At 69.3% G+C, this 25842-nt stretch carries 25 protein-coding genes and 1 rRNA gene; 12 read left to right on the top strand and 14 right to left on the bottom strand.

Annotated features, from left to right (window positions below; translation table 11 throughout):
- Positions 1–39: 39 nt before the first annotated feature.
- Positions 40–243 carry a hypothetical protein gene (locus ACWD35_RS08830; protein WP_451350461.1) on the top strand — a complete coding sequence of 68 codons (204 nt, stop codon included), beginning with the start codon at positions 40–42 and terminating at the stop codon, positions 241–243.
- Between the two features lie 6 nt (positions 244–249).
- Here ACWD35_RS08830 and ACWD35_RS08825 read toward each other — a convergent pair whose 3' ends face one another.
- Positions 250–558 carry a metal-sensitive transcriptional regulator gene (locus ACWD35_RS08825; RefSeq protein WP_451350460.1) on the bottom strand — a complete coding sequence of 103 codons (309 nt, stop codon included), beginning with the start codon at positions 556–558 and terminating at the stop codon, positions 250–252.
- Positions 559–764: 206 nt separating this feature from the next.
- Here ACWD35_RS08825 and ACWD35_RS08820 point away from each other — a divergent pair, with 206 nt between their 5' ends.
- Positions 765–1385, top strand: a complete 621-nt coding sequence (locus ACWD35_RS08820; protein ID WP_451350459.1) for a DUF47 domain-containing protein — start codon at positions 765–767, stop codon at positions 1383–1385.
- A gap of 7 nt (positions 1386–1392) precedes the next feature.
- Complete coding sequence (locus tag ACWD35_RS08815) at positions 1393–2391, top strand: anion permease (RefSeq protein WP_451350458.1); 999 nt, start codon at positions 1393–1395, stop codon at positions 2389–2391.
- Positions 2392–2510: 119 nt separating this feature from the next.
- Here the strand turns inward: ACWD35_RS08815 and pstB are convergent, their stop codons facing one another.
- From pstB to pstS, 4 genes are all read right to left on the bottom strand, one after another.
- Positions 2511–3287, bottom strand: coding sequence for a phosphate ABC transporter ATP-binding protein PstB (gene pstB / locus ACWD35_RS08810; RefSeq protein WP_451350457.1), 777 nt, complete (start codon positions 3285–3287; stop codon positions 2511–2513).
- Between the two features lie 67 nt (positions 3288–3354).
- On the bottom strand, positions 3355–4419 hold the full coding sequence (gene pstA, locus ACWD35_RS08805; protein ID WP_451350456.1) for a phosphate ABC transporter permease PstA: 1065 nt from the start codon (positions 4417–4419) through the stop codon (positions 3355–3357).
- Positions 4416–5420 carry a phosphate ABC transporter permease subunit PstC gene (gene pstC, locus ACWD35_RS08800; protein WP_451350455.1) on the bottom strand — a complete coding sequence of 335 codons (1005 nt, stop codon included), beginning with the start codon at positions 5418–5420 and terminating at the stop codon, positions 4416–4418. Before pstC ends, pstA begins: the two co-directional genes overlap by 4 nt.
- A gap of 125 nt (positions 5421–5545) precedes the next feature.
- The gene (gene pstS / locus ACWD35_RS08795; RefSeq protein WP_451350454.1) at positions 5546–6676 is read right to left on the bottom strand and encodes a phosphate ABC transporter substrate-binding protein PstS; all 1131 of its coding nucleotides are present in this window, start codon (positions 6674–6676) and stop codon (positions 5546–5548) included.
- 408 nt (positions 6677–7084) lie between these two features.
- On the opposite strand from pstS, the gene ACWD35_RS08790 reads away from it, so the two are divergent.
- A complete protein-coding gene (locus ACWD35_RS08790; RefSeq protein ID WP_451350453.1) occupies positions 7085–8653 on the top strand; it encodes an FAD-binding oxidoreductase in 1569 nt (522 codons plus the stop codon).
- 8 nt (positions 8654–8661) lie between these two features.
- Here ACWD35_RS08790 and ACWD35_RS08785 read toward each other — a convergent pair whose 3' ends face one another.
- From ACWD35_RS08785 to ACWD35_RS08765, 5 genes are all read right to left on the bottom strand, one after another.
- Entirely contained in the window at positions 8662–9366 is a 705-nt protein-coding gene (locus tag ACWD35_RS08785) for a phosphatase PAP2 family protein (protein WP_451350452.1), read from the bottom strand.
- A 180-nt stretch (positions 9367–9546) separates the two neighbouring features.
- Complete coding sequence (locus ACWD35_RS08780) at positions 9547–10548, bottom strand: C40 family peptidase (protein WP_451350451.1); 1002 nt, start codon at positions 10546–10548, stop codon at positions 9547–9549.
- A 108-nt stretch (positions 10549–10656) separates the two neighbouring features.
- Complete coding sequence (locus ACWD35_RS08775; RefSeq protein WP_451350450.1) at positions 10657–11424, bottom strand: trypsin-like serine peptidase; 768 nt, start codon at positions 11422–11424, stop codon at positions 10657–10659.
- Positions 11425–11706: 282 nt separating this feature from the next.
- On the bottom strand, positions 11707–12489 hold the full coding sequence (locus ACWD35_RS08770; protein ID WP_451350449.1) for an SDR family oxidoreductase: 783 nt from the start codon (positions 12487–12489) through the stop codon (positions 11707–11709).
- A gap of 183 nt (positions 12490–12672) precedes the next feature.
- On the bottom strand, positions 12673–13602 hold the full coding sequence (locus ACWD35_RS08765; protein ID WP_451350448.1) for an oxidoreductase: 930 nt from the start codon (positions 13600–13602) through the stop codon (positions 12673–12675).
- A gap of 54 nt (positions 13603–13656) precedes the next feature.
- On the opposite strand from ACWD35_RS08765, the gene ACWD35_RS08760 reads away from it, so the two are divergent.
- The 7 genes from ACWD35_RS08760 to ACWD35_RS08730 all read left to right on the top strand — a co-directional run bounded on the left by ACWD35_RS08760 (position 13657) and on the right by ACWD35_RS08730 (position 21856).
- The gene (locus ACWD35_RS08760) at positions 13657–14268 is read left to right on the top strand and encodes a TetR/AcrR family transcriptional regulator (RefSeq protein WP_451350447.1); all 612 of its coding nucleotides are present in this window, start codon (positions 13657–13659) and stop codon (positions 14266–14268) included.
- A gap of 373 nt (positions 14269–14641) precedes the next feature.
- Positions 14642–14950: a hypothetical protein gene (locus ACWD35_RS08755; RefSeq protein ID WP_014673544.1), complete on the top strand. Its 309-nt coding sequence runs from the start codon at positions 14642–14644 to the stop codon at positions 14948–14950.
- 195 nt (positions 14951–15145) lie between these two features.
- Positions 15146–15970, top strand: coding sequence for a hypothetical protein (locus ACWD35_RS08750; protein WP_451350446.1), 825 nt, complete (start codon positions 15146–15148; stop codon positions 15968–15970).
- Positions 15960–17297: a hypothetical protein gene (locus tag ACWD35_RS08745; RefSeq protein ID WP_451350445.1), complete on the top strand. Its 1338-nt coding sequence runs from the start codon at positions 15960–15962 to the stop codon at positions 17295–17297. The genes ACWD35_RS08750 and ACWD35_RS08745 overlap by 11 nt, the downstream gene beginning before the upstream one ends.
- Positions 17294–18853 (top strand): SCO6880 family protein, encoded by a 1560-nt coding sequence (locus tag ACWD35_RS08740; RefSeq protein ID WP_451350444.1) that lies wholly within the window; start codon positions 17294–17296, stop codon positions 18851–18853. Before ACWD35_RS08745 ends, ACWD35_RS08740 begins: the two co-directional genes overlap by 4 nt.
- Before the next feature lie 14 nt (positions 18854–18867).
- Entirely contained in the window at positions 18868–20280 is a 1413-nt protein-coding gene (locus tag ACWD35_RS08735) for an ATP-binding protein (RefSeq protein WP_451350443.1), read from the top strand.
- Between the two features lie 19 nt (positions 20281–20299).
- Positions 20300–21856 carry a type IV secretory system conjugative DNA transfer family protein gene (locus tag ACWD35_RS08730; RefSeq protein WP_451350442.1) on the top strand — a complete coding sequence of 519 codons (1557 nt, stop codon included), beginning with the start codon at positions 20300–20302 and terminating at the stop codon, positions 21854–21856.
- Here the strand turns inward: ACWD35_RS08730 and ACWD35_RS08725 are convergent, their stop codons facing one another.
- Positions 21857–22417: a GNAT family N-acetyltransferase gene (locus ACWD35_RS08725; RefSeq protein ID WP_451350441.1), complete on the bottom strand. Its 561-nt coding sequence runs from the start codon at positions 22415–22417 to the stop codon at positions 21857–21859.
- Between the two features lie 94 nt (positions 22418–22511).
- Here ACWD35_RS08725 and ACWD35_RS08720 point away from each other — a divergent pair, with 94 nt between their 5' ends.
- Positions 22512–23075, top strand: a complete 564-nt coding sequence (locus ACWD35_RS08720) for a cysteine hydrolase family protein (protein WP_451350440.1) — start codon at positions 22512–22514, stop codon at positions 23073–23075.
- A gap of 3 nt (positions 23076–23078) precedes the next feature.
- On the opposite strand, the gene ACWD35_RS08715 is transcribed toward ACWD35_RS08720, so the two are convergent.
- The 3 genes from ACWD35_RS08715 to rrf form a co-directional block, all read right to left on the bottom strand.
- Complete coding sequence (locus ACWD35_RS08715; protein WP_451350439.1) at positions 23079–23357, bottom strand: hypothetical protein; 279 nt, start codon at positions 23355–23357, stop codon at positions 23079–23081.
- Between the two features lie 9 nt (positions 23358–23366).
- Positions 23367–25583 (bottom strand): beta-propeller fold lactonase family protein, encoded by a 2217-nt coding sequence (locus ACWD35_RS08710; RefSeq protein WP_451350438.1) that lies wholly within the window; start codon positions 25581–25583, stop codon positions 23367–23369.
- 171 nt (positions 25584–25754) lie between these two features.
- Positions 25755–25842: ribosomal RNA gene (rrf, locus tag ACWD35_RS08705) — 5S ribosomal RNA — on the bottom strand; the annotation flags it as partial.

The raw sequence follows: 25842 nt of genomic DNA, 5'->3' as shown, positions 1-25842 counted from the left end.
CCCTGCCTACCCTAGGAGGTCGGTGGCGGCGGAGAAGAGGTGAGGCACGTGGCTCGGGCAGGCGGTACGGCGGTCCAGGACCACGTGGCTCTCGCCGAGATCGAGCTGTGCGGGGAGCTGATCATCGCGGCCTCGGCCGCCGAGGAACGCCTGAGTCTGGAAAGCATCGACGAGGTGCTGCGGGTGGCCGAGGAACGGGAGACCGCCCCAGGGTCCCCGGGAGACCCCTATGAGGCGCTGTAAACGCTCTCAGGAGCGCAGCAGGCGGCCGATCGCCTTCGTCGCCTCGTCCACCTTCGCGTCGATCTCGTCACCGCCCTTGAGGGCCGCGTCCGCGACACAGTGCCGCAGGTGCTCCTCCAGCAGCTGCATGGCGAAGGACTGCAGGGCCTTCGTCGAGGCCGAAACCTGCGTCAGTATGTCGATGCAGTAGGTGTCCTCGTCGACCATGCGCTGCAGCCCGCGGATCTGCCCCTCGATCCGGCGCAGCCGCTTGAGGTGCTCGTCCTTCTGCTTGTGGTAACCGTGCGTGGTCGCGTGGGCCTCGGTCGCCGTCATCACGGGCCTCCCTGTTCTCCGGACGAGCCTGCATATACCCCAGGCGGGTATATGGTAGCGAACTTTGCTGGGTATGGGGCCCTTGGTCCGCCCCCGTACTGATCAATCTGCCTGATGGGCGACACTGGGGGACGGCCCGATAGCCGTGGCCGGATGATGCGCCTAGCATCAGCCTGACCGAAACCGATGCACCCCGAGGACCCCTTGTGCGCTTTCGTCTGACCCCCAGGGAGACGAGCTTCTACGACATGTTCGCCGCATCCGCGGACAACATCGTCACGGGCTCGAAGCTCCTGATGGAACTGCTCGGGGCGGACGCCTCCGGCCGAGCCGAGATCGCAGAGCGTATGCGGGCCGCGGAACACGCAGGTGACGACGCCACGCACGCGATCTTCCACCAGCTGAACTCCTCTTTCATCACGCCCTTCGACCGCGAGGACATCTACTCCCTCGCGTCGTCCCTCGACGACATCATGGACTTCATGGAGGAGGCCGTCGACCTGGTCGTCCTCTACAACATCGAGGAACTGCCCAAGGGCGTCGAGCAGCAGATCGAGGTTCTCGCGCGCGCGGCCGAGCTGACCGCCGAGGCCATGCCGCACCTGCGCACGATGGAGAACCTCACCGAGTACTGGATCGAGGTCAACCGGCTGGAGAACCAGGCGGACCAGATACACCGCAAGCTGCTGGCCCACCTCTTCAACGGCAAGTACGACGCGATCGAGGTGCTGAAGCTCAAGCAGATCGTGGACGTCCTGGAAGAGGCGGCGGACGCGTTCGAGCACGTGGCGAACACGGTGGAGACCATCGCCGTCAAGGAGTCCTGAGGCGTCGATGGACACCTTCGCCCTTGTCGTGACCATCCTGGTCGCGCTCTTCTTCACGTACACCAACGGTTTCCACGACTCCGCGAACGCGATCGCCACCTCGGTGTCGACGCGGGCGCTGACCCCGCGCGCCGCCCTCGCGATGGCCGCCGTGATGAACCTCGCCGGCGCCTTCCTGGGCTCCGGGGTCGCCAAGACCGTCAGCGAGGGCCTGATCGAGACGCCCGCGGGCTCGCACGGGATGGGCATCCTGTTCGCCGCCCTGGTCGGCGCGATCGTCTGGAACCTCGCCACCTGGTACTTCGGCCTGCCTTCCTCGTCCTCCCACGCGCTGTTCGGCGGCCTGGTGGGCGCGGCCCTGGCGGGCGGCACGGCCGTGCACTGGAACGGCGTCGTCGACAAGATCATCATCCCGATGTTCCTGTCGCCGGTGGTCGGCCTGCTCGGCGGCTACCTGGTCATGACGGCGATCATGTGGATGTTCCGCCGCGCCAACCCGCACAAGGCCAAGCGGGGCTTCCGCATCGCCCAGACCGTCTCGGCGGCCGGCATGGCCCTCGGACACGGTCTCCAGGACGCCCAGAAGACCATGGGTGTCGTGGTGATGGCCCTGGTGATTTCCGGCCACGAGACCTTCGGCGACCCGATCCCGGTCTGGGTGAAGATCGTCTCCGCGGTGATGCTGTCGCTCGGCACGTACGCCGGTGGCTGGCGGATCATGCGGACACTGGGACGGAAGATCATCGAGCTGGATCCGCCGCAGGGGTTCGCCGCGGAGGCCACGGGTGCGTCGATCATGTTCGGTACGGCGTATCTGTTCAAGGCGCCGATCTCCACCACCCATGTCATCACCTCGGCGATCATGGGTGTCGGGGCGACGAAGCGGCTCAACGCCGTGCGGTGGGGGGTGGCCAAGAACATCGTGCTGGGATGGTTCATCACGATGCCGGCCGCCGGGCTTGTCGCCGCGCTCGCCTTCGGGGTCGTGAAGCTCACCGCGCTGTAGGGGACAAGCTGAGAACGTGCCGTGAAAAGCGGCGGGCCCGCCCCCGGGAATCCGGGGGCGGGCCTTTCTTGCGTCCTCGCGGTGGCACCGCCATGCAGCACCGCGAGGGGTTCAGGGGATCAGCCGAAGCGGCCGGAGATGTAGTCCTCCGTCGCCTGGACCGACGGGTTGGAGAAGATGCGCTCCGTGTCGTCGATCTCGATCAGCCGGCCGGGCTGGCCGACGGCAGCGAGGTTGAAGAACGCCGTACGGTCCGAGACACGGGCCGCCTGCTGCATGTTGTGCGTCACGATGACGATCGTGAAGCGCTCCTTCAGCTCGCCGATCAGGTCCTCGATGGCGAGGGTGGAGATCGGGTCCAGGGCCGAGCAGGGCTCGTCCATGAGCAGGACCTTCGGCTCCACGGCGATCGCCCGCGCGATGCACAGACGCTGCTGCTGACCACCGGAGAGGCCCGAGCCGGGCTTGTTCAGGCGGTCCTTGACCTCGTTCCAGAGGTTCGCGCCCTTGAGCGAGCGCTCGACGATGTCGTTCAGCTCGCTCTTCTTGTAGCTGCCGTTCAGGCGCAGACCCGCCGCCACGTTGTCGTAGATCGACATCGTCGGGAAGGGGTTCGGGCGCTGGAACACCATGCCGACCTCGCGGCGCACCGACACCGGGTCGATGCCGGCGCCGTACAGGTCCTCGTCGTCCAGGAGCACCTTGCCCTCGACGCGGCCACCCGGGGTGACCTCGTGCATGCGGTTGAGGGTGCGCAGGAACGTCGACTTGCCGCAGCCGGAGGGGCCGATGAACGCCGTCACCGAACGCGGCTCGACGGTCATCGAGATGTCCTCGATCGCCTTGTGGGAGCCGTAGTAGGCGGTCAGTCCGCTTACGTCGATTCGCTTGGCCATTACTGCTTCACTTCCAAAGTCTTCAGTCGCTGAGGGGCCCCGCCCGGCGGAGCCGGAAAGTGTCGCCTTAGCGACCGGTCTTCGGGGACTTCCAGCGGGCAATGCCGCGGGCCGCCAGGTTGAGGATCATCACGAAGGCGATCAGCGTGAGCGAGGCCGCCCAGGCCCGGTCGTACGCCGCGCCGGAACCCGCACTGTTCGCGAACTGCTGGTAGATGTACAGCGGCAGCGACGCCTGCGCCCCGTGGAAGGGGTCGTTGTTGATGAACGGGTTACCGAACACGAGCAGCAGCACCGGGGCGGTCTCACCCGCGATACGGGCCACGGCCAGCATGACACCGGTCGTGATGCCGCCGATGGAGGTCGGCAGGACCACCTTCAGGATGGTGCGCCACTTCGGCACGCCCAGCGCCAGGGAGGCCTCGCGCAGCTCGTTCGGGACGAGCTTGAGCATCTCCTCGGTGGAGCGGACGATGACCGGCATCATCAGGATGGCCAGCGCGAGGGAGCCGGCGAAGCCGGAGGGCCCCTCGTTCATGATCAGCACGAGGCTGAGGATGAACAGACCCGCGACGATCGACGGGATACCGGTCATCACGTCGACGAAGAAGGTGACGACCTTGGCGAGCTTGCCCCGGCCGTACTCCACCAGGTAGATCGCGGTGAGGATGCCGATCGGGGCGCCGATCAGGGTGGCGAGGCCGACCTGCTCCAGGCTGCCGATGATGGCGGCGTAGGCGCCGCCGCCCGGCTCGGTGTCGGCGACGACACCCATGGAGTGGCTCAGGAAGTAGGGGTCGAGCACCTTCACACCGCGCGCGACGGTCACCCAGATCAGGGAGATCAGCGGGATGACGGCGATCAGGAAGGCGACCCAGACGAGGCTGGTGGCGACGCGGTCCTTGGCCTGGCGCCGGCCCTCGACGCGGGCGGCGATCACGTACGTACCGAGGACGAACAGGACCGCGGCGATCAGACCCCACTGGACCTTGCTGTCCAGGCCGGCGGCCAGCGAGATGCCGATGCCGAGCACGAGGGAGCCGCCCGCGATCGCCCACGGCGACCAGCGGGGCAGGCTGGCGCCGCGCAGCGTGCTGGGGCGCTTGTCGTTGACGACGGCTGCGTGGCTCATGCGTTGGCCCCCGAGTACTCCGCGCGGCGGGCGATGATCAGCCGGGCCGCGCCGTTGACCACCAGCGTGATGACGAACAGGATCAGACCGGACGCGATCAGCGCGTCCCGGCCGAATTCCGTCGCCTCGCTGAACTTGCTGGCGATGTTCTGGGCGAAGGTGCCGCCGCCCGGGTTGAGCAGGCTGGCGTGGATGAGGAAGTCAGGGGAGAGCACGGTGGCCACGGCCATGGTCTCGCCGAGGGCGCGGCCGAGGCCGAGCATCGAGGCGGAGATCACGCCGGAGCGGCCGAAGGGCAGGACGGCCATGCGGATGACCTCCCAGCGCGTGGCGCCGAGGGCCAGGGCCGCCTCCTCGTGCATCTGCGGGACCTGGCGGAAGACCTCGCGGCTCACGTTGGTGATGATCGGCAGGATCATGATCGCGAGCAGGATGCCGACGGTGAGCATCGAGCGCGGGGCGCCCTGGTCCCAGGAGAACAGGCCGGTCCAGCCGAAGTAGGTGTTGAGCCAGCCGAAGAGGCCGTTCAGGTGCGGTACGAGCACGAGCGCGCCCCACAGGCCGTACACGATGGACGGCACGGCGGAGAGGAGGTCGATCACGTACGCGACGGGGCCGGCCATGCGGCGCGGTGCGTAGTGCGTGATGAACAGCGCGATGGCGACCGCGACCGGGACCGCGAGGACCATGGCGATGACCGAGGAGACGATCGTGCCGAAGGCCAGCACCGCGATGCCGAAGGTCGGCTCGAGGAGGTTGGTGTTCCACTCGAAGGTGGTCAGGAAGTTGCCGTGGTCCTTACTGATCGCGAGGGAGGCGCGATAGGCGAGGAAGGCCGCGATGGCGGCCATGATCAGCAGCAGCAGGATGCCCGAGCCGCGGGAGAGACCGAGGAAGATGCGGTCACCGGGCCGGGTGGTGCCACGGGCCGCGCCCTTCTGCTTGGCCACGGGCTGGGGGGTGGGTGGAGGTGCGTCGGTTGTCTTCGTAGATATGTCCACTGGGATCTCCGGTCTGCGAAGCCGCGTGCCCTGTAGGGCTGCGGCTCCTGGCGGCGGTGCACCGGACGGGCGCGGGCCCGGTCCTCAGGGGAGGCCGTGAGGACCGGGCCGCACTCGGGATCAGGTCAGCTCAGGCCCTCGATGGTGGTGCGGACCTTGGCGTTGATGTCGGCCGGGACGGGCGCGTAGTCGATGCCCGAGAGCATCTTCTGGCCGTCCTCGGAGGCGATGTAGCGCAGGAACGCCTTGGTGGCGGGCAGGGTGTCCGCCTTGTTGCCCTTGTCGCAGACGATCTCGTACGTGACCAGGGTCATCGGGTAGGCACCCTCGGCCTTGGTGTTGTAGTCCAGCTTCAGCGTCAGGTCCTTGCCGGTGCCGACGACCTTGGCGGCGGCGATGTCGGCGGTGGCGCTCTCGGAGCTGGGGGCGACCGGCTTGCTGGCACCGGTGTTGATGGAGACGGCCTTCATGCCGTCCTTGACGTAGGACAGCTCGAAGTAGCCGATGGCGCCGGCGGTCTGCTTGACCTGCTGGGCCACACCCGCGGACTGCGGAGCGGACTGGCCGCCCTTGGCCTGCCAGGCCTTGCCGCCGGAGTACTTCCAGTTCGCCGGGGTGGTGGCGATCAGGTACTTGGTGAAGTTGTCCGTGGTGCCGGACTCGTCCGAGCGGTGGAACGCCTGGATCTTGAGGTCGGGCAGCTTGACGCCCGGGTTCAGCTTGGCGATCGCCGGGTCGTTCCACTTGGAGATCTTGCTGTCGAAGATCTTCGCGATCGTCGGCGCGTCCAGGACCAGGTTGTCGACACCCGGAACGTTGTAACCGAGAGCGATCGGGCCGCCGACCATCGGGAGGTCGATGCCCTGGCCGCCGGAGCAGATCTTCTTGGAGGCCGCGACCTCTTCGGGCTTCAGCGCGGAGTCGGAACCGGCGAAGGCAACCTGGCCCTGCGTGAACGCGGTCACACCGGCGCCGGAGCCGCCGCCCTTGTAGTTGATCTGCACCTTGCAGGCGGCGGTGAACTGCTGCACCCAGGCGTCGATCGCGTTCTTCTGCGCGGAAGAGCCGTCCGCGAGCAGCTGACCCTTGGCGTTGTCGCACTTGATCGAGCTGGCGTTGGTCGGGGCCGCCGACTTGCCGCCCGAGTTGTTGTTGCCGTTGTCGTCCGAGCCGCATGCAGTCAGGGCCAGGGCGCCGGTGACGGCGACAGCACCGAGGGAAAGGGCGCGCAGCCGGTTCTTGCGCTGAAGCATCACTTTCGGAAGTTCCTTCCAGGAGCCGCCGCTGTCGGCGGCGCGCGAAGTCTTTGGGTCCGAGCGCTTTTCTTGGCCGCACTCGGCACCGGGTAACGCCGAAATTAGGCAGAACAGGTGAAGCCGCCGAAGGCCGTAAGTGAACGGGGAGTGAACCCCTGCCGTCGGCCTGGTTAGGTCACGGAATGCTTACGGGGAGGGCACATGGAGGTTCCGGCGATCGGGCCACGTGAACGGCTCGCGGACGGTTCGCGAGCGGTTCGAAACCGCTTCGGGGACAGGTAGCGGACGGGTGGCGGCGGGGTGGTGGCCATGTAGCGGACAGGTATGCGAAGCCGTTCACCCGATCGAGGGAACCCATGCGCGCACGACGCCGTCTCGTTCCACGACAGCTGAGGAAAGGCGGCAGACATGGAACGGCGTACGTTCATCTCGGGCGGCGCAGCCGCACTGGCGGCGACCGCGCTGACCGCGTGCACCACGGGTAGTGGTGGTGAGGGTCGGTCCGCCGGTCTCTCGGCGAACGCGACAACATCCTCCCGTACGTCCCTCAAGACCACCAGCGCGAGCGCCGCCGCCGACTGGGCCGCCCTCGCCCGTGACCTCGACGGACCCCTGGTCCGCCCCGGCGACACGGCCTGGAAGACGGCCCACCAGCTGTACAACACCCGCTTCGACGGACTGAAGCCGGCCGCGGTCGCCTACGCCGCCCACGCGGACGACATCCGCACGACCCTGTCGTACGCCCGCGCCCACGGCATCAAGGTGTCGATACGCAACGGCGGCCACTCCTACGCGGGCTACTCCTCCGGCGACAACCGCCTGATCGTCGACGTCTCCGAGCTGAACCGGATCCGGGTGAGCGGCGGCCAGGCGGTCGTCGGCGCCGGCTCCAAGCTGATCGACGTCTACCGGGCGCTGGCCGCGAAGGGCGTGACCATACCCGCGGGCTCCTGCCCCACCGTCGGCGTCTCCGGCCTGGTCCTGGGCGGCGGCCACGGCGTGGTCTCCCGCGCGTACGGCCTGACCTGCGACAGCCTTACCCAGGCAACGCTGATAACGGCGGACGGCACCCAGCTGACCGCGAACGCCACGACCCACTCCGACCTCTTCTGGGCGCTGCGCGGCGCGGGCAACGGCAACTTCGGCGTGGTGACGGAGCTGGTCTTCAAGACCCACCCGGCCCCCCAGGCGGTGACCGCATACCTGACCTGGCCGTGGGCGAAGGCGGCAGCGGTACTGAAGGCCTGGCAGGAGTGGGGCCCGACCCAGCCGGACGAGATCTGGTCCTCCCTGCACCTGGCGGCCACGCCGGGCCGCACGCCGACGATCTCCGTGGCCTGCTTCTCCCTGGGCACCTACGGCGAACTCCAGAACGCGGTGGACCGCCTCGCCCACCAGGCCGGCGCGAACGCCTCCTCCGTCTCCCTGCACCGCAGGGGCTACGAGGAGGCCATGGAGATCTACGCCGGCTGCTCCTCCTTCCCCACCTCCGCCCAGTGCCACCTGCCCGGCTCCACCCCCGGCCGCTCCCCCCAGGGCGCGCTGGGACGGGAGACGTACGCGGCCCGCTCCGACTTCTTCGACCGTTCGTTGACGGCGGCGGGTATCCAGACGGCCCTGAAGCAGATCGCTTCCGTCCGGGGCGGCGCGGGCAGCATCGCGTTCACGGCCCTCGGCGGCGCGGTCAACCGCGTCAGCCCCACGGCAACGGCCTTCGTCCACCGCCGCTCGCGGATGCTGGCGCAGTACATCGCGTCCTGGGGGGCGGGGGCCTCCGGCGCCACGGCCCAGTCGTGGCTGACGTCGGCCCACGACGCGATGAAGCCGTACGCCTCCGGCGCGGCGTACCAGAACTACACGGATCCGACGCTGCGGGACTGGCGGAAGGCGTACTACGGGGATGCGGTGAACCGGCTCGGCCAGGTGAAGAAGGCGTACGACCCGGAGAGGTTCTTCTCCTACGGGCAGGGGCTGTAGGGGCTCGGCTATGCCGCCAGGTCCCGCTCCTCGGACTCGGCCGGCTTACGGGCGCTCGGAAGCAGGGCGTTGCGCTGTTCGACCGACGCCGAGCGACGGCGGACGATCCAGCCCGCCCGCGGCGACCGCTCGACCGCCTTCATCAGCGGGGTGAGAAGGGCGGTCGCCAGGGGAGAGAGCAGCAGGGTGACCGCCGTGCCCAGCGCGAACCCGCCGACGACGTCCGTCGGATAGTGGACGCCCATGTACACACGGCAGAACCCCTCCAGCAGGGCAAGGGCGATGCCCGCGATGCCGAACGCCCTGTTGGCGACGAACAGCCCGACCCCCAGCGCCATGGTGATCGTCGCGTGGTCGCTGACGAAGGAGAAGTCGGTCTTGCCGGAGACGAGGACGTCCAGTCCCTGGTGGTCGACGATCGGGCGGGGGCGTGCCACGAAGCCCCGGATGGGGATGTTGACCAGCACGGCGATGCCGGCGGCGAGCGGTGCCCACACGAGCGAGGCGACCGTGGAGGCCGCGTTCTCACCGCCCCGGCGCCGCACGGACCACCAACACCACAGGACCAGCAGCACCATGGCGAGCAGCAGTCCGTACTCACCGACGAACTCCATGACCCGGTCGAACCAGTGCGGTGCGTCCTTGGCCAGGCCGTTGATGTCGTAGAGGAGGTCGACGTCGGGGTTCGATCCGGATTCGGCGAGTACAGCCATGCGCTGCGACCCCTTCGTCGGTCTTCCGGACGCACCTCATGTGCGTGGTGGATACGTCAACAGGAACGCACGGCTCCCCCTCATACGTTCCACACTCCACGGAATGATCACTCAGACGTTACCGAAGAGAGATTCATCGCCGCAGCTCAGGGGTGGGATTCACAGTCGGCTCACACCGGCTCACACCTTCGTGGGCAGCGCTTTTGCGCCATCTTCGGTGACCCGGGTGGCACCGAAGTAGTCCGGGGTGTCGATGGGGTCGAACCGGATCACGGCACCCGTGCGCGGCGCGTCGATCATGTACCCGCCCCCCACATAGATGCCCACGTGATGGATGGCCCGCGAGTCGGTGGGGTCGTAGGAGAAGAACACGAGGTCGCCGGGGAGCAGTTGGTCCCGTGAGGGGTGCGGCCCGGCGTTGTACTGGTCGTTGGCGACGCGGGGCAGGCTGATGCCCACCTTGTCGTACGCGGCCTTGGTCAGCCCCGAGCAGTCGAAGCGTCCGCCCTGGTCGGCGGCTCCGTTGCCGCCCCACAGATAGAGGGTGCCGAGCTTGCTCTGCGCGAAGGCGATGGCGGCGGCGGCCTGCCGGGTGGGGTCGATCCTGCTGACCGGCGCGGCAAAGCTCTGCTCCAGGCTGCGGATCCGCTTGACGTAGTTCTGCGTCTCGCTGATGGCGGGAACCCCGCCCGCCCTTATGACGCGGTAGGCGCCCGCGTTGTAGGCGGCGAGCATGTTGTCGGAGACGTTCCCGGGAACGTCCTTCACGTACTTCGCGAGTTCGCAGTCGTACGAAGCCGCCGACGGGATCGCGTCATTCGGATCCCAGATGTCGCGCTTGCCGTCCCCGTTGCCGTCGATGCCGTGGGTGGCCCAGGTGCCCGGGATGAACTGGGCGATGCCGCGGGCGTCGGCGGGACTGACGACGGTGGGGTTCCAGCCGCTCTCCTGGTACAGCTGCGCGGCGAGCAGGGCAGGGCTCAGCGCGGGACACAGATTGCCCCACTTCTGCACGAGCTGCTTGTAGGCGGCAGGCACGGCCCCCTTGGCCAGCCCGCGACTGCCCGCACCGACCCCGTTGACGAGGTTCCCGGAGATCACGTAGACCCCGACGACCAACAGCGTGACGAAGCTCAGCCCGAGCCCGACCGCCGCCCCACCGACCACCCATACCTTCCGCACGCTTCAACTTTCCCCCATACGGGCACTGTTAAAGGCGATTTCCGCATGAAGTGGCGTCATTTCACAGGCAGGGCACCGCGCATGCCACAGCTGACGGAAGCTCAGGGGTCAGTCGCTCGTCGCGTCCCGGTACAACTCGGCGGCCTCGCGGCCCAGCACCACGCTGTAGGAGGTGTCCGCCGTGACGCCGCCCGCCTCGTGGCCGCCGAGGACGCCGACGACCTGGCCGTCGCCGTTGACCCAGGGGCTGCCGCTGGTGCCGCCGGAGAAGCGGGGGCACTCGATGCGCTGCTGGGTGCTGCTGTGCCGGGTCGGCTTGTTGGTGCAACTGATGGGCGCCTCGCGGGAGTCGGGGTAGCCGGTGACGGTCACCGCGGTGGCGCCGGTGGCCACGCCGGTCGCGAACCGGTTGCCCCCGACCACGTCCTCGATCCGCTCGCCGCCCAGGTCCTCCACGACGGCGAACGCGAGGTCGCTGTCCTCGTCCTGCTCCTTGGCCCACCCGTCGGGCAGGTACCGCTTCGTCACCTTCCACACCCCGAACGGCGCCTGCCCGTCCCGGTAGCCCGGCACGAACACCAGGTCGCCGTCGACACCGCCCGCGCAGTGCGCCGCCGTGACGATGAGATCGCCCCGCGGGCTGTGCACCACCGAGGCCGTGCAGAAGTGCCCCCCGGCCAGGCTGTCGGCCCGGTCCGCGCCGAACAGCGCGCCGACCCGCACGCTCTGCCGGGTCGCGACCGCGTCGGCGGTGACCCCGAGGGGTCCCGGCCCGTCATCGGCGGCGGCCACGGAGGCCGAGGTCAGGGCGAGCAGCACCACAGCGCCGAGCAAGGCGGGACGCGAGGTGACCGAGATGCGTACGTTGCGCTTCATCAGCCCTCACTCTGCCCCCCGAAGGTGAGAAACCCGCTCCGACTTCACCGAGATTTTCCGGTAAAACCTCCCTGCGGCGGTGGAGCTTCTCCTCCCGGCAGTACGGCCTGGTAAACGCCCGTTGTCCAGCCGGTTGCGCAGGGCCCACATGGCAGTGCGAGGGTCGATGACGAGAGGCCCGATGCCGCGCCCGGCTTCGTACCCACGGTAAAGGGCACCCTCCCGTCCCGCCTCCGCACCAGTACAGCGCGCGTCGACGACGGCACGTAACCGGCCCCTTGCTCAAGCGGGCGTCGTCATCCCCCCGTCCACCGCGATCGTCTGCCCGGTGATGAAGGACGCCGCGTCGCTCGCCAGGAAGACCACCAGCCCCGCGAGCTCTCCCGGCCGGCCCCAGCGGCCCAGGGCGGTGCGTGTGCGCAGCCAGTGCTCTCGCTCGGGGTCGTCGGCCGGCTCCGTGTCGAGGTCGGTCGCGAAGATGCCCGGTGCCACCGAGTTGACCGTGGTGCCGCTGGGGCCGAGGTCGGCGGCGAGGGCCCGGGTCAGGCCGTCGAGGCCCGCCTTCGCGGTCGCGTAGGCGACGTCGCCGGTGCGGGCCAGTCGGCCGACGGCCGAGGAGACGTTGATGATGCGGCCCGGCACACCGCGCGCGGCCAGGCCCTGAGCCATGGTCTGGCTCAGCGCGTACGCCGAGGTCAGGTGGACGTCGAGCATCGCGGACAGCTCGTCCGGGGTCATCTCGTGCACGGCCCGCGGGTCGCAGTGGCCCACGTTGTTGACCAGGACATCGATGTCGCCGAGCCCGCTCACCGCCTGCTCGGCAGCCTCCCGGTCCGTGACGTCGAAGGCGGCGGCGAGGACGTCGTAGCCCTCCTCCCGCAGGCGCGCCGCGACAGCCTCGACGGTGTCCGGGTTCCGGCCGTTGAGGATCACCCGCGCCCCGGCGGCGGCCAGGCCCCGCGCCATCTCCAGCCCGAGCCCGCGCACCGAGCTGGTCACGAGGGCTGTACGGCCGTCGAGCCGGAAGTTCAGCCGGCCGGTGCCGCCGCCCATGCCTGCCGCCATCCGTGAGTCCTGGTGGGTCCTGGAGGAGTCGTCCACGCGTCACCGTATCCGGCCGTGCCGCGGAGAACTGAACTCCGGGGCGCCCCCGCCCGTGTCCCCGCCAGCTCCGGCGGGGACGGCGGGGTACGACCTGTACTGCCCGGTCGAAAACCACAAGCCCGGCTGCGATGACGACGTAAGCGCCTACGGCGTCTGTGCCGCCGTGAGCCCCCACGCCACCCCCGTCAGCTCCTCCGACAGGGTCCACAGGCGGCGGGCCGACTCCGGGTCGCTCGCCGCCCCGCTGCGGCCCACCAGCGTCGGCGCGCCCCGCCACTCGCCCAGCCCGTCGGGGCCGACGTAGGCCGCCCCGGGGAGGTCCTGGCTCGCGGCGTAGAGCGTGGGAAGGGCGCCGGCCTTGTCGTCCTGGGCGAGGAACTTGTTGCCGACGACCATGGACACCCGCGCGACCGGGTTCGCCGCGTGGCTCTGCAGATTGGTGGCCGCCCAGCCCGGGTGGACCGCCAGGGCGCGCACCGGGGAGCCCGCCTCGGTCAGGCGGCGCTGGAGTTCCAGGGTGAAGAGCAGGTTGGCCAGCTTGGACTGGGCGTAGGCACGCCGCGGGTGGTAGCGGCCGGTGAGGTTGACGTCCTCGAACTCGATCCGGGCGTCGCCCCAGCGGTGGGCGGCGGAGGAGACCGTCACCACCCGGTCGGTGATGTACGGCAGCAGGAGGTTCGTGAGCGCGAAGTGGCCCAGGTGGTTCGTGCCGAACTGCATCTCGAAGCCCTGCTTCGTGCGCTGCTCCGGCAGCATCATCACGCCCGCGTTGTTGATCAGCAGGTCCAGCGGGCGGTCCCAGCCGGCAGCGAACTCGCGCACCGAGTCCAGATCCGCCAGGTCCAGGCGGCGCACCTCGGTGCTGCCGCTCACCTTCGCCGCCGCGGCCCCGCCCCGCGCGAGGTCCCGTACGGCGAACACCACGTGTGCCCCGGCCCGTGCGAGCGCCTGGGCCGCGGTGAAGCCGATGCCGCTGTTGGCACCGGTGACCACGGCCGTACGGCCGGTCAGGTCGGGGAGGTGGGTCGCATTCCACTTGGTGCGCGTACCGCGCGCTTCGGTCGTCTCAGCCATGGAAGCCAATGTAGGCAGCGCCAACAATGCTGTCAATGACAACATCGAGATACGATGGTCCGCATGCCGCGCCCGTCCACAAACCGCCCCTACCACCACGGCGACCTGCGCACCGCCCTCCTCAAGAGCGCCGAGCGCACCCTGCGCGAGAAAGGCGTCGGCGCGCTCTCGCTGCGCGAGCTGGCCCGTGACGCCGGCGTGAGCCATGCCGCCCCGGGCCGGCACTTCAAGGACAAGCAGGCCCTGCTCGACGCCCTCGCACTGGACGGATACGAGCGCCTCAACCAGGCCCTGGACGCCGCCGGCAGCCCCGGCCAGACCTTCGAGGAGCACATGACGGCGCTCGCGCGGGCCTACCTCGGGTTCGCCGTCGCGCACCCGGAACTGCTGGAGCTGATGTTCGCGCGCAAGCACGACCCCGACAGCTCCGCGCAGCTCGCGGCGGCCGTCGACCGCTCCCTCGGCTCCTTCACCAGGCTGGTGGCCGAGGCCCAGGGGCGCGGAGAGATCATCCAGGGCGACCCCGAGCGCATCACCATGGTCGCCGCCGCGAGCCTGCACGGCCTCGCCGCACTCATCGCCGGCTGCGCCCTCGACGCGGACGAGGCTCTGGCCGGCCTGGACGCGCATGTCCACCTGCTGCTGCACGGCCTGAGCCCTCGCTGACCCGGCGCCCGCCCCCAAGTCGCCGAGTACCGCTCGCACTACGGCCTCTCCGCCTGCACACGGAGTACCCCGTGCGCTCCGTGAGACCATCGACTCGGCACCTCACCCGACCAGCCGTCAAAAACCGTGCCAGGTCGGGGCGGAGGCCGTAAAAGAGGACAACGACGGAACCACACGGCAGGTTTCGCTGGGGCCTCGTTGCCCGGCGTGACCTGCCGTGATACACAGAGTGACCGTACTAGCCATGCGTACGAAACCCGCCAGTCAATGACGTCAAGTCGACATACGACGGCGACGTTGTCGGCGAGAATGAGACCTGACCCCTGCACACGGCAGGGTCTTGCGGAACTACCCACCAGGGGCGGTGACTTACATGCTCTTTGCGGCCGACAAGGGAGACATCAACACCATCATCGGCGGGATCGCTCCGGACTGGGGCCCCTTCGGCAGCCTGGGCAACGAGGCCAAGGTGATGATCGAGGTGGTGATGGCGGTGGCCATTCTGCTCTGCCTCGGCATCGCGGTCTGGGGTGCGGCCAAACAGCGCATCGGCGCGACGGCCCTGCGGGACACCTTCAGCGCGGAACAGGGCAAGGGCCTCATCATCGCCGGCCTCACCGGAGTCTTCATCATCGGCTCCCTGGGCACGCTGTTCACGATCGTGTACGGCATGGCGGTCTGACGCTCCTTCTCCTCCCTTTCCCTTCCTTCTACTTCCTCCCGGGCACGCCCGGTCCTGGTCCCCTCCACCCCACCCACCCGTCGTGCCCACCGGCTGAGGTTGCGTTTCCCTGATGTCGAGTCACCACACCGCGCCCGCGCGGGAACCAGCACGGCTACCGTCGTATGTCTACGAGGTGGAGGGGGCGTACGCGGCATGAGTCCCGGAGACGAGCAGGGCTACACCGAAGCGGGCCAGACCCGGACCCGCCTGCCCGGGGGCGACCCCTACGGCGGCGCGCCCCGCAAACCCAGCCGCTCCTCCTCGCGGAGCCTGGTCACGGTCGTCGGCGTCGTCGTCCTCCTGATCGCCGCGATCGCCTTCGCGAACCGCGGAGACGATTCGCCGTCCGACGACTCGGCAGCCAAGGACTCCCGCCCGAAGGCCGCCCCTACGGCAGCCAGCGGGACGCGCCCGGTGGAAACCAAGTCATCCGCCGCCATCCCCTCCGGCTTCGCCCACAACACGCAGGGAGCGCAGAGCGCGGCAGCGAACTACGCGGTGGCTCTGGGATCCGCCAACATGTTCAACACCGCACGTCGGCACGAGATCGTCAACACGGTCTACGCCTCGGATGTGGCAGCCGCCAAGCAACCGGCCCTGGACAGCGCCTATTCCAACGAAGGTTTTCTCTCCAACATCGGCCTGGCCAGCGATGGCACCACGCCGAAGGGCCAGACGTTCGTCTCCAGGGTCGTCCCGGTCGGCACCAAGGTCACCTCGTCAGGATCGAGCACGGCCACGGTCGAGGTCTGGTACACCCAGCTCTTCGGCCTCTCCGGTGAGGCCTCCAAAAACCCGGTGACGGAGAGCTGGTACACCACGACGTACGCACTGAAGTGGGCCGGCAACGACTGGAAGATCACCGACGATCGACAGAAGGACGGTCCCGTCCCCGTGGGCCGTGATCAGCAGGCGTCCACCGCCGACGACATGACGAAGGCCGTCGAGGAGTACGGAGGGTTCACGTATGCCCGCTAACCACCGCGGCCTCAAGATCGCGGCAGTCCTCGGAACCGTCCAGACAGCCACGGTGCTGCTCGCCTCCCGAGCCTTCGCCGCCCCCACTCCGCCCTCTTCTCCATCGCCCTCACCGTCTCCTGAGAAGAGCGGCGACACGTGTGCGCTGATCCGCGACGCCGCCAAGAAGTTCTGCGAGAAGGACAACGGCTCCAAGGGCGGCGTCACCGGCGACCCTCTCGGCGGCACCCTCGACCCCCTCACCTCCCTCGCCAAGGGCTGCGCCGACGCCGCCTCCTGGACCATCACGAAGCTCAGTGCCGCCGTGAAGGAGACCGCCAACGTCGACTTCACGAATCAGAAGTTCCTGCAGCAGTACGCCGTCGTCTTCGCCGCCTCCACGATCCTGACGCTGCTGCTGTGGCTGCTGGCCGTCGCCAAGCGCGCGGTGCGCGGTGTGCCGCTCACCACCGCCATCTCCGAAGCCGTCGGCTTCCTGTGGCTGACGGTGCTGGCCTCCGCCTTCACCCCGCTGATCCTGTACACCGTCGTCTCGGCCACGGACAGCGTCACCGACGTCCTCGCGAAGGCGACCGGCGACCAGGCGGACACCTTCTTCGGCACCTTCTCCGGCGCCCTCAACAAGGGCAACGACATCGGCGGCGGACCGATCATGCTGATCGTGGTGTCCCTCGTCAGCATCCTCGCCGCCGGCATCCTCTGGCTGGAGCTGGTCATCCGCGCCGCCCTGCTCTACGTCGGCGCCCTCCTCGGCACCGTCGTCTACGCCGGACTGGTCGACAAGAACCTGTGGGGGCACGTCCGCCGCTGGGCCGGGATCATGATCGCTGTCATCCTCGTGAAGCCGGTCATCGTCATCGTGCTGGGACTGGCAGGAGCACTGTCCTCCGACAACGGCCCCGACGCCTTCTCCGCCGTCGTCTCCGGTCTCGCCATCATCCTGCTCGCCATCTTCGCCAGCGCGATGATCTACCGCTTCGTCCCCGGCTTCGGCGACGAGATCGCCGGCTCCCGCAACAACCGCATCATGCAGGGCGCCGAGGGCAAGGCCGCCGCCGTCATCAGCTCCCCCGCCACCCTGGTCGCCCAGGGCATCAAGACCCACAGCAGCCGCGCCGACAACAACGGAGGCGGCGGAGCGCAGAGCAGCAGCACGCCGCGCCCCGCCAACCCCGCCTCCGGCGGCGTCGCCGCCCACGGCAGCCGTCCGGGCGGCAACGGCGGAGCCGTCCCCTCCGCCACGCCCGCGCCCCGCGCGGCCAGCCCGGTCAACACCCCGCACGCCGGCAACACCCGCAACAACCGCACTGGAGGTGAAGGGCGTTGACGACCGAGTCCCATCTGTCCCATCCGGTCACGCCCCGCCGTACGTATCTCATCGGCCGCGCCCGGCCGAACGCGATCGTCGGCCGGAACCGCGAGTCCGGCGAGATCGCGCTGATCATCGCGGGCGCGTTCCTCGGCATGATGTGCGGCCTCCTCGTCCCGGTGCTGCCCCTGCGGATCGTGCTGCTGACGGGCTTCCCGCTGCTCGCGCTCGCCGCCGTGTACGTGCCGTACAAGCGCCGCACCTTCTACAAGTGGTTCGAGATCAACCGCTCCTACAAGCGGACCGTCAAGCGCGCGGCCGTCTACCGCTCCACCGCCACGGAGGCCGGCACCCGCCTCGACGGACGCGAGGTCGAGATCGGACCGCCGCCCGGCATCGGCCGGATCAGCTGGCTCGCCGCCCCCTTCGGGCCCGACGAGATCGCCGTACTGCTGCACGCCGACCGCAGGACCGTCACCGCCGCCATCGAGATCGAAGGCCCCGGCGTCGGCCTGCGCGACTCCGAGGACCAGGAGGCCCTGGTCGACCGCTTCGGCACGCTGCTCAAGCACGTCGCCAACGGCGACGGCTTCGTCACCCGGCTGCAGATGCTCGCCCGTACGCTGCCCGCCGACCCCGACGCGCACGCCAAGGACGTCGCCCAGCGCGGCGACGAGCGCTCACCGCAGTGGCTGCGGCAGTCGTACGACCAGCTCCAGTCCATGGTGTCCACCAGCAGCGAGCAGCACCGCGCCTACCTCGTCGCCTGCATGCACTACACCCGTGAACTGGCCGCCGAGGCCCAGGCCATGGCCCGGGCCGCACGCCCCCAGGCCGGCCGCAAGCTGGACCGGGACGCGGGGCTCGCCGTCGTCATGGCCCGCGAGCTGACCGACATCTGCTCGCGCCTCCAGGAGGCGGACATCCGCGTCCGCCAGCCCCTCGGGCAGGGGCGGCTCGCCTCCCTCATCCACTCCATGTACGACCCCGACCACCCCATCGACCACATCCAGGCGATGACCCAGCGCAACGCCTGGCCGGCCGAGCTCGACGCCATGGAGCCCACCTACCTCCAGGCCAAGACCCGGGAGTCCAACACCCGCGCACCCTGGTGCCACGCCACGGCCTGGGTGAAGGAGTGGCCGATGACGCCCGTCGGCGTCAACTTCCTCGCGCCCCTCCTCGTCCACACCCCGGACGTCATCCGCACGGTCGCCGTCACGATGGACCTCGAACCCACCGAGATCGCCATCGAGCGCATGCTGACCGAGAAGACCAACGACGAGGCCGAGGCCTCCCGTGCCGCCAAGATGAACCGCACCGTCGACCCCCGGGACGTGGCCGCCCACTCCCGCCTCGACCAGCGCGGCGAGGACCTCGCCAGCGGCGCCGCCGGCGTCAACCTGGTCGGCTACATCACCGTCTCCGCCCGCTCCCCGGAGGCACTGAACCGCGACAAGCGCACCATAAGGGCCTCCGCAGGCAAGTCGTATCTGAAGCTGGAGTGGTGCGACCGCGAGCACCACCGGGCCTTCGTGAACACACTTCCCTTCGCCACCGGCATCCGAAGGTAGGGGCTGATTCGCCGATGCGGGATCCGCTGTCCGTCCTCACCGACGCCTTCGCCTCCTTCCTCTTCGGGAAGGTCGAGACCACCCGGCTTCCGGTGCGCACCTCCACCGGCCAGGCCCAGGCGGTCTACCTGCCGACCGCCGCGCCCGGCCTAGGCGACTCCGGTGTCATCATCGGCCGCGAGGTGTACTCCGGGAAGGGCTACATCTACGACCCCTTCCAGCTGTACGGTCAGCAGCTCCCGGCCCCGCACTGGCTCGTCCTCGGCGAGTCCGGGAACGGCAAGTCGGCCCTGGAGAAGACGTACGTCCTGCGCCAGCTGCGCTTCCGGGACCGCCAGGTCGTCGTTCTGGACGCCCAGGGCGAGGACGGCGTCGGCGAATGGAACCTGATCGCGGAAGAGCTGGGGATAACGCCGATCCGGCTCGACCCGACGGCCGCCCTGAACCACGGGATCCGGCTGAACCCGCTGGACCCGTCGATCACGACGACCGGCCAGCTGGCCCTGCTCCGCACCATCATCGAAGTGGCGATGGGCCACGGCCTCGACGAGCGCTCCGGCTTCGCGCTGAAGGTCGCCCACTCGTACGTCAACGAGACGATCGTCGACCGCCAGCCGGTCCTGACGGACATCGTGGAGCAACTGCGCCACCCCGAACCGGAGTCGGCGGAGGCGATGAACGTCGCCATAGACGACGTACGGGCCTGGGGCCTGGACGTCGCCCTGGTGCTGGACCGCCTGGTCGACGGTGACCTGCGCGGCATGTTCGACGGCCCGACGACGGTCGGCATCGACCTGGACGCCCCGCTGATCGTCTTCGACCTGTCCCACATCGACCGCAACTCCATCGCCATGCCCATCCTGATGGCGATCGTCGGCGTCTGGCTGGAGCACACCTGGATCCGCCCCGACCGGAAGAAGCGCATCTTCCTGGTCGAGGAGGCCTGGCACATCATCAACAGCCCGTTCGTGGCCCAGCTGTTCCAGCGCCTGCTGAAGTTCGGCCGGCGGCTGGGTCTGTCCTTCGTCGCGGTCGTCCACCATCTGTCCGACGTCGTGGACGGCGCGGCGGCCAAGGAGGCCGCGGCGATCCTGAAGATGGCGTCCACCAGGACGATCTACGCCCAGAAGGCGGATGAGGCACGCTCGACCGGGCGGGTGCTCGGCCTGCCCCGCTGGGCGGTGGAGATCATCCCCACCCTCACCCCCGGCATCGCCGTCTGGGACGTCAACGGCAACGTCCAGGTGGTCAAACACCTGATCACGGAGACCGAACGCCCGCTGGTCTTCACCGACCGCGCGATGACCGAGTCCTCCAGCGACCTCACGGCCGACGACGCGCTGCGCGCCGCCGAACTGGAGGCTGAACAGCGGGCGGCGGCCTTCGTGGAACAGCACCTGGGCGACTCCGAGTCGACGGTGGCGTAGGAGCAGGGGAGGGAGAGGCGTGAGACCGGACGAGCGCCACGATCGCCGTGCGGACCGGCGCGAGGGCCAGGGCGGCCAGGGCGGCATCCCGGACGGCCTGCTGATCGGCATCCTCGCCTTCCTCCTCGGCATGACCCTGCTGGTGTGGACGGCCACAGGCCTGGCGGCCTGGTTCGCCAACGGCGCCTGGCCCGACGGCGTCAGCTTCACCCGCACCCCGCTGGCCATGCGCCACCTCATCGGCCAACCGCACGACATCACCGGAGCCTGGCCCAACACCCCTGCGGGGCAGCTTTCCGGCTGGGGCCTGTTCTGGGGCCTGTTCATCGGCCAGCTGATGATCCTGTTCGTCCTGACCGTGTTCGCGATCGGTTCGCTGGCGCGGTGGCGGGCGGGGAGAGCGAAACGGGCTTACGAGACGGAGGCGGTGGACGGCAGCCGAGTACAGCCTCCTGCCGCCACTCCGGCGCCGGAGCCGCAGGCGTACACACAACCTCTGCCCCAGCCGTACCCGCAGCCCCAGCACGAGGTACCCGTGCCTCGCCAGGAGCCTGAGCCTGCAACTGCGTCTGCAACTACGCCTGCGCCTGCACCTGCACCGCAGGAGCCGGCCGGCGGCCACTTCCCCGCCACCGGTGAACGGACGGGCGGGTGGGCGAAAATCCTCATCGCCCCCAGGGAAAGCCGCCACGCCACCGCGATCCAGGCCATCCAGGACGCCTCGGGCCCCGCCCTGGTCGTCACCTCGAACCCGGCCCTCTGGGCGGAGACGAAGGACGCCAGAGCCAAACTGGGCCCCACCCTCCTCTACGACCCCACCCATCTCTGCGACACCCCGGCCCGCCTCCACTGGTCCCCGACCACAGGCTGCGAGGACAAGCAGACAGCCCTGCAGAGGGCCACCGCCCTCCTGAGCCCCGTCCAGCCCACAGCCAAGATCGACCAGGCGGTGGCCGACACCGCGACAACGCTTCTGCGCAGCTATCTCCACGCCGCCGCCCTGGAGAACCGCACCATCCGCCACGTCCACCGCTGGTCCCAGGGCACCCAGATCCAGGAGGCCGTACGTACCCTCCGTACGCACCCCAAGGCCGCCCCTGGAGCCGCCGGCGAGCTGGAGGCCGCGCTCACCGCGCACCCCGAGCGCAAGGACATGGCCCAGGAGTTGACGAGCCGTGCCCTGTCGGCCCTCTTCACGGTCAACATCCGCGAAGCCTGCAATCCCAACCGAACCGACGCGCTCGCCCTGGATTCCTTTGTCCAGGAAGGGGGCACGCTTTATGTGGTCGGTGAATCCATCGAGGACCCCAGGACCAATCCGGGCGCGATGCCCCTCCTGACGGCCCTCGCCGCAAGCGTGGTCGAGCGCGGCCGGCGCATGGCCGAACGGTCATCCTCCGGTCGGCTCGACCCACCACTCACCCTGGTCCTGGACGACATCGCGGCCGTGGCCCCCGTCCCCCAGCTCCCGGACCTGCTCACCACGGGAACCGACCAGGGCCTGCCGACCCTGGCCCTGCTCCGCTCCCGCGAACAGGCCCGCTCCCGCTGGCCGCACCGGGAACTGCCGGTCTAGCTACCTCTCCCGCACGAACTCCACCTCGTTCTCCGCCTCGTCCTTGAAGAACGGCACGACCACCCCGCTCGGCACGAACCCCGCCTTGCGGTACGCCCCCTGCGCCCGCGGGTTGTCCGCGTGCACGAGCAGCCGTACCCGCTCCGCACCACGCTCCCACGCCCAGGCCACACCGGCTTCGAACAGCTCCTGGATCAGCCCGTTCCCGCGGTGCTCCGGCCGTACGAACACCCCGACGACATGCCCCTGCCGCCGCTCGACCGGATACCCGGCCCAGTCCTTCGTCCCGGCTTCCTCGACGAGCACGGTGACGCTGCCGGCCCAAGTGCCGTCCGGTGCCTCGGCGATGAACTGCTGAGCCGCCGTCGAGCCCACCCCGGACCCGATGGCCCGCTCCTGATAGAACGAGTCCGGCCTGCCCACGGCGTCCTCGTAGGTCTCCAGGAAGGCGATGTGCGCGACCGGGTCCCGCAGCGCGTCGAGCCGCAGCTGCTTCACGGCGGGCCAGTCCTCGGGGCGTATGGCGCGGACGACGTAGTCGTCGCTGGTCAGGGTGGTCATGGGGCCACCGTAGCCCGCACCCGCGGGCCCGCTCATCCGAAATACGGGCCGGCCTACGAGGCCGACTGTCAGCGGCGGGGCCTACCGTGGGCGCATGACCACGCTTCCCGATCGCCCCAACACGGCTTTGCTCGTCATCGACGTCCAGAACGGAGTGGTGGTACCGGGCTCCCCGAACCGCGACGGCGTCATCGCGAACATCAACACCCTGCTCGGCAAGGCCCGCACGGCCGGCGTGCCGGTCGTCTGGGTGCAGCACCAGGACGAGGAACTGGTGGCCGGCACCGAGGCCTGGGAGTACGTCCCGGAGCTGAAACGGCTCGACATCGAACCCCTCGTCGCCAAGAGCTACCGGGACTCCTTCGAGGACACCGATCTGGAGTCCGTCCTGGCCGAGCACGGCGTGGGCCGGCTCGTCGTCACGGGCGCCCAGAGCGACTTCTGCATCCGCTCGACGCTGCAGGGCGCCCAGACCCGCGGGTACGACGCCACGCTGGTCGCCGACGCCCACACCACGGAGGACCTCGGCGAATACGGCGCGCCCGCCCCGGAGCAGGTGATAGCCCACACCAACCTCTACTGGAGCGGGCAGCACGTACCCGGCCGCCGGGGCGGGACGGTGAAGACGGCGGACGTCGACTTCACGACCGCCGGCTAGCGGTCAGTCGTCGTCAGCGTCCAGCTTCTGCGCCCGGTCGTCGGGGACGGCCCCGTACAGCTCGTGCCGCGGCTCGGGCATCCGGCTCCGGGCCCCGCGCACGCTCTTCCAGATCGCCTCGTTGAAGGTCCGCTCGTCGATCTGGTCCTCCTTGGTGAGGTTCTGCTTCGCCGACACCCCGGCCATCGGCGAGTTGACCGTGTTCACAGCCGTCAGATCGGTGCCCGGTTTCACGGCCGTGTACGGCGCGGCGTCCGGCTCGGCGGTGAAGGAGTTCACCATCGGGGTCGCCTACGCGTCGAACTGCGTCATGGGCCGCAGCCCCAGCAGCAGCTCGATCGTGCGCACCATGGACGCGGTCGAGTAGAAGGTCGAGTCGACCCGCCCGGTCTGCGTATACGGGCTGATGACCTGCGAGATCGTCCGGTGCGCATCCACGTGGTCCGGGCCGTTCTGCGCATCGTCCTCGGTCACGAAGATCGCGGTCGACTTCCAGTACTTCGAGTGGGAGACCGTGTCCACCAGCTGCCCCAGCGCCCAGTCGTTGTCGGCGACGTAGGCCTGCGGGGTGGGCATGCCGGCCCTGGTGCCGGAGGTGTGGTCGTTGGGCAGCCGCACCATCTCGAAGGCGGGCAGGCTCCCGTTCTGCTCGTACTGGGCGAACTCCTTCTTCCACTCCTCGATCCGCGGCCCGCCACAGGTCTTCGACCGCGCGGTGAAGGTACCGGCCGAGTCCGGGCAGCTCAGGTTGTACGGCCCGAAGTCGTGGTCGGTGGCGGCGTTGAGCACGGGATCGGCGGCAACGGACTTCCCGCTCGCGTCGGTGTTCACGTAGAAGCCGTAGTTGCGGAAGGAGACGCCCTTGTCGCCCAGCCGCTGCCAGATGTAGGCGTGCTCCGGGTCCTTGTTGGGCGCGATCGCCGGGTCGCCGTTCTCGGACGGGTAACTGTGGTTACGGCCCGAGTAGTTCGCCGGCCACCCTTCCTCGCTGTACGGGTTGGAGTTGGCGGCCACGGTCCAGTTCCAGCCCTGGGCGCTGACCTCGGCGTCGGCATAGAAGTTGTCGAGGGTGACGAACTTCCGCTGCAGCGCACGGGCGTTGGGCGCCGAGTCGTCCCCGAAAAGGTTCAGGGAGCCGTCCCCGTTCCCCCTCCCCAGCGACCCGAACTCCTGGTCGTAGGTGCGGTTCTCCTTGACGACGTAGATCACGTGCTTGATCGGCGTCCGCTCCCCGACCCGCCGGGGCACGACGGCCCCCACGGCCCGCGGGCTGTTCCCGTCCTCGAAACCGTTGTTGAGGACGACGGTCCGCGTCCAGCGCTCCAACTGCTTCCACCCGCCGTCGAGCGGGATGGCCGACAGCGTGCCCTTGATCATCGAGCCCGAGTACTGGTCCGGTGACTGAGGCGAGGTCGAGGTCGGATTCGGGTAACCGGGCCCGTTGTTCGGACCGGCGCCCAGCCCCTTGGCGTTGGTGACGTACAGCTTGTCGTCCAGCGGGACGACGGCCGTCGGATACCACGCGGTGGGAATGAGCCCGGCGGTCCGGCCGGTCTTCAGGTCGATGACAGCGAGGTCGTTGTTCCCGGAGTTGGCGACATACAGCCGCCGGCCGTCCCCGGACAGCGCGAGGGCATCCGGATTGCTGCCGACAGGCGCGTTCGGGTACGGCGCGAGCGAGATGGTCCGCGTGACCTTCCGCGTGGCGACGTCGATGACACTCACCTGGTCGCTGTCGCCATTGGCCACGTAGAGCGTGTGCTGTCCCGCGTCGGCGACGACGGCATTGGGGTGCGTCCCCACCTTGACGGTCGTCGAGACCACCGGCGCGGACCCGCTGAGGTCCAGGACGCTGACGGTGTCGCCGCCCTGGTTGGTGACGAACGCGGTCTTCCCGTCCTCGGCGAGGGCGACGGCGTACGGCGCGTGCCCCACGGCCACGGTCGACATGGATCCGTCGGCGAGATTCACCACGGTGGCCGCGTCCGCGAGCCGGTCGGCGACGACCAGCCGCTGCCCGTCGGGCGTCACGGCGAGCCCGGCCGGATACATGTTCACGGCCTGCCCGTCGGGGTTCTTCGTGGGCAGCTTGATGGGGGTGGTCTCGGTGAGCCGGCCACCGCTCACGTCGTACGTGTGGATGATCTCGCGCCCACCACCGCTGGCGTAGGCCCGCTTGCCGTCGGGACTGAAGGCGAGCCCGGTGAACACGGCCTGGGGGCTCGGGTAGGAGATGGTCTGCACGACCTCCGAGTCGGCGGGGTCGACGACCTGGAGGGACTGGGTGCCCTGACCGGCGTTGCTCACCAGGAGCATGCTCTTGTCGGGCGAGAGAACGGCGTTGAGGGGGAGATTGCCCAACTGGACCTGGTGGCCGGCCGGGGTGACCTTGTAGCCGACGGGAGTTACGGCGGTCCCGTCGCCCTTGGGACCTGCGGTGCCCTGCCCACCGACGGCCGCGAGCGCTACGGCGGCTCCGGTGGCGAGCACGGCGGTACCAGCCAGCACAGTGACAACTCGACGTCGATTTCTGCGTCTGAGGACCATGGGTCACGACGCTGGCACGCAGCGTCAACGAGACCGCGGCTCCTCAGTGAAGTGCGCATGACCGTGCCGTGAACGCGAAAAAGCCCCAACTCACGGGTTCATACCCGGAGTTGGGGCTCTTTCTCAAAAGGAGTTCGGCGGCGTCCTACTCTCCCACAGGGTCCCCCCTGCAGTACCATCGGCGCTGTGAGGCTTAGCTTCCGGGTTCGGAATGTAACCG

This window comes from Streptomyces sp. NPDC002671 (genome assembly GCF_053592475.1).
Note: the sequence above shows the minus strand (reverse complement) of the source record. Positions and strands in the feature narration are given on the sequence as shown.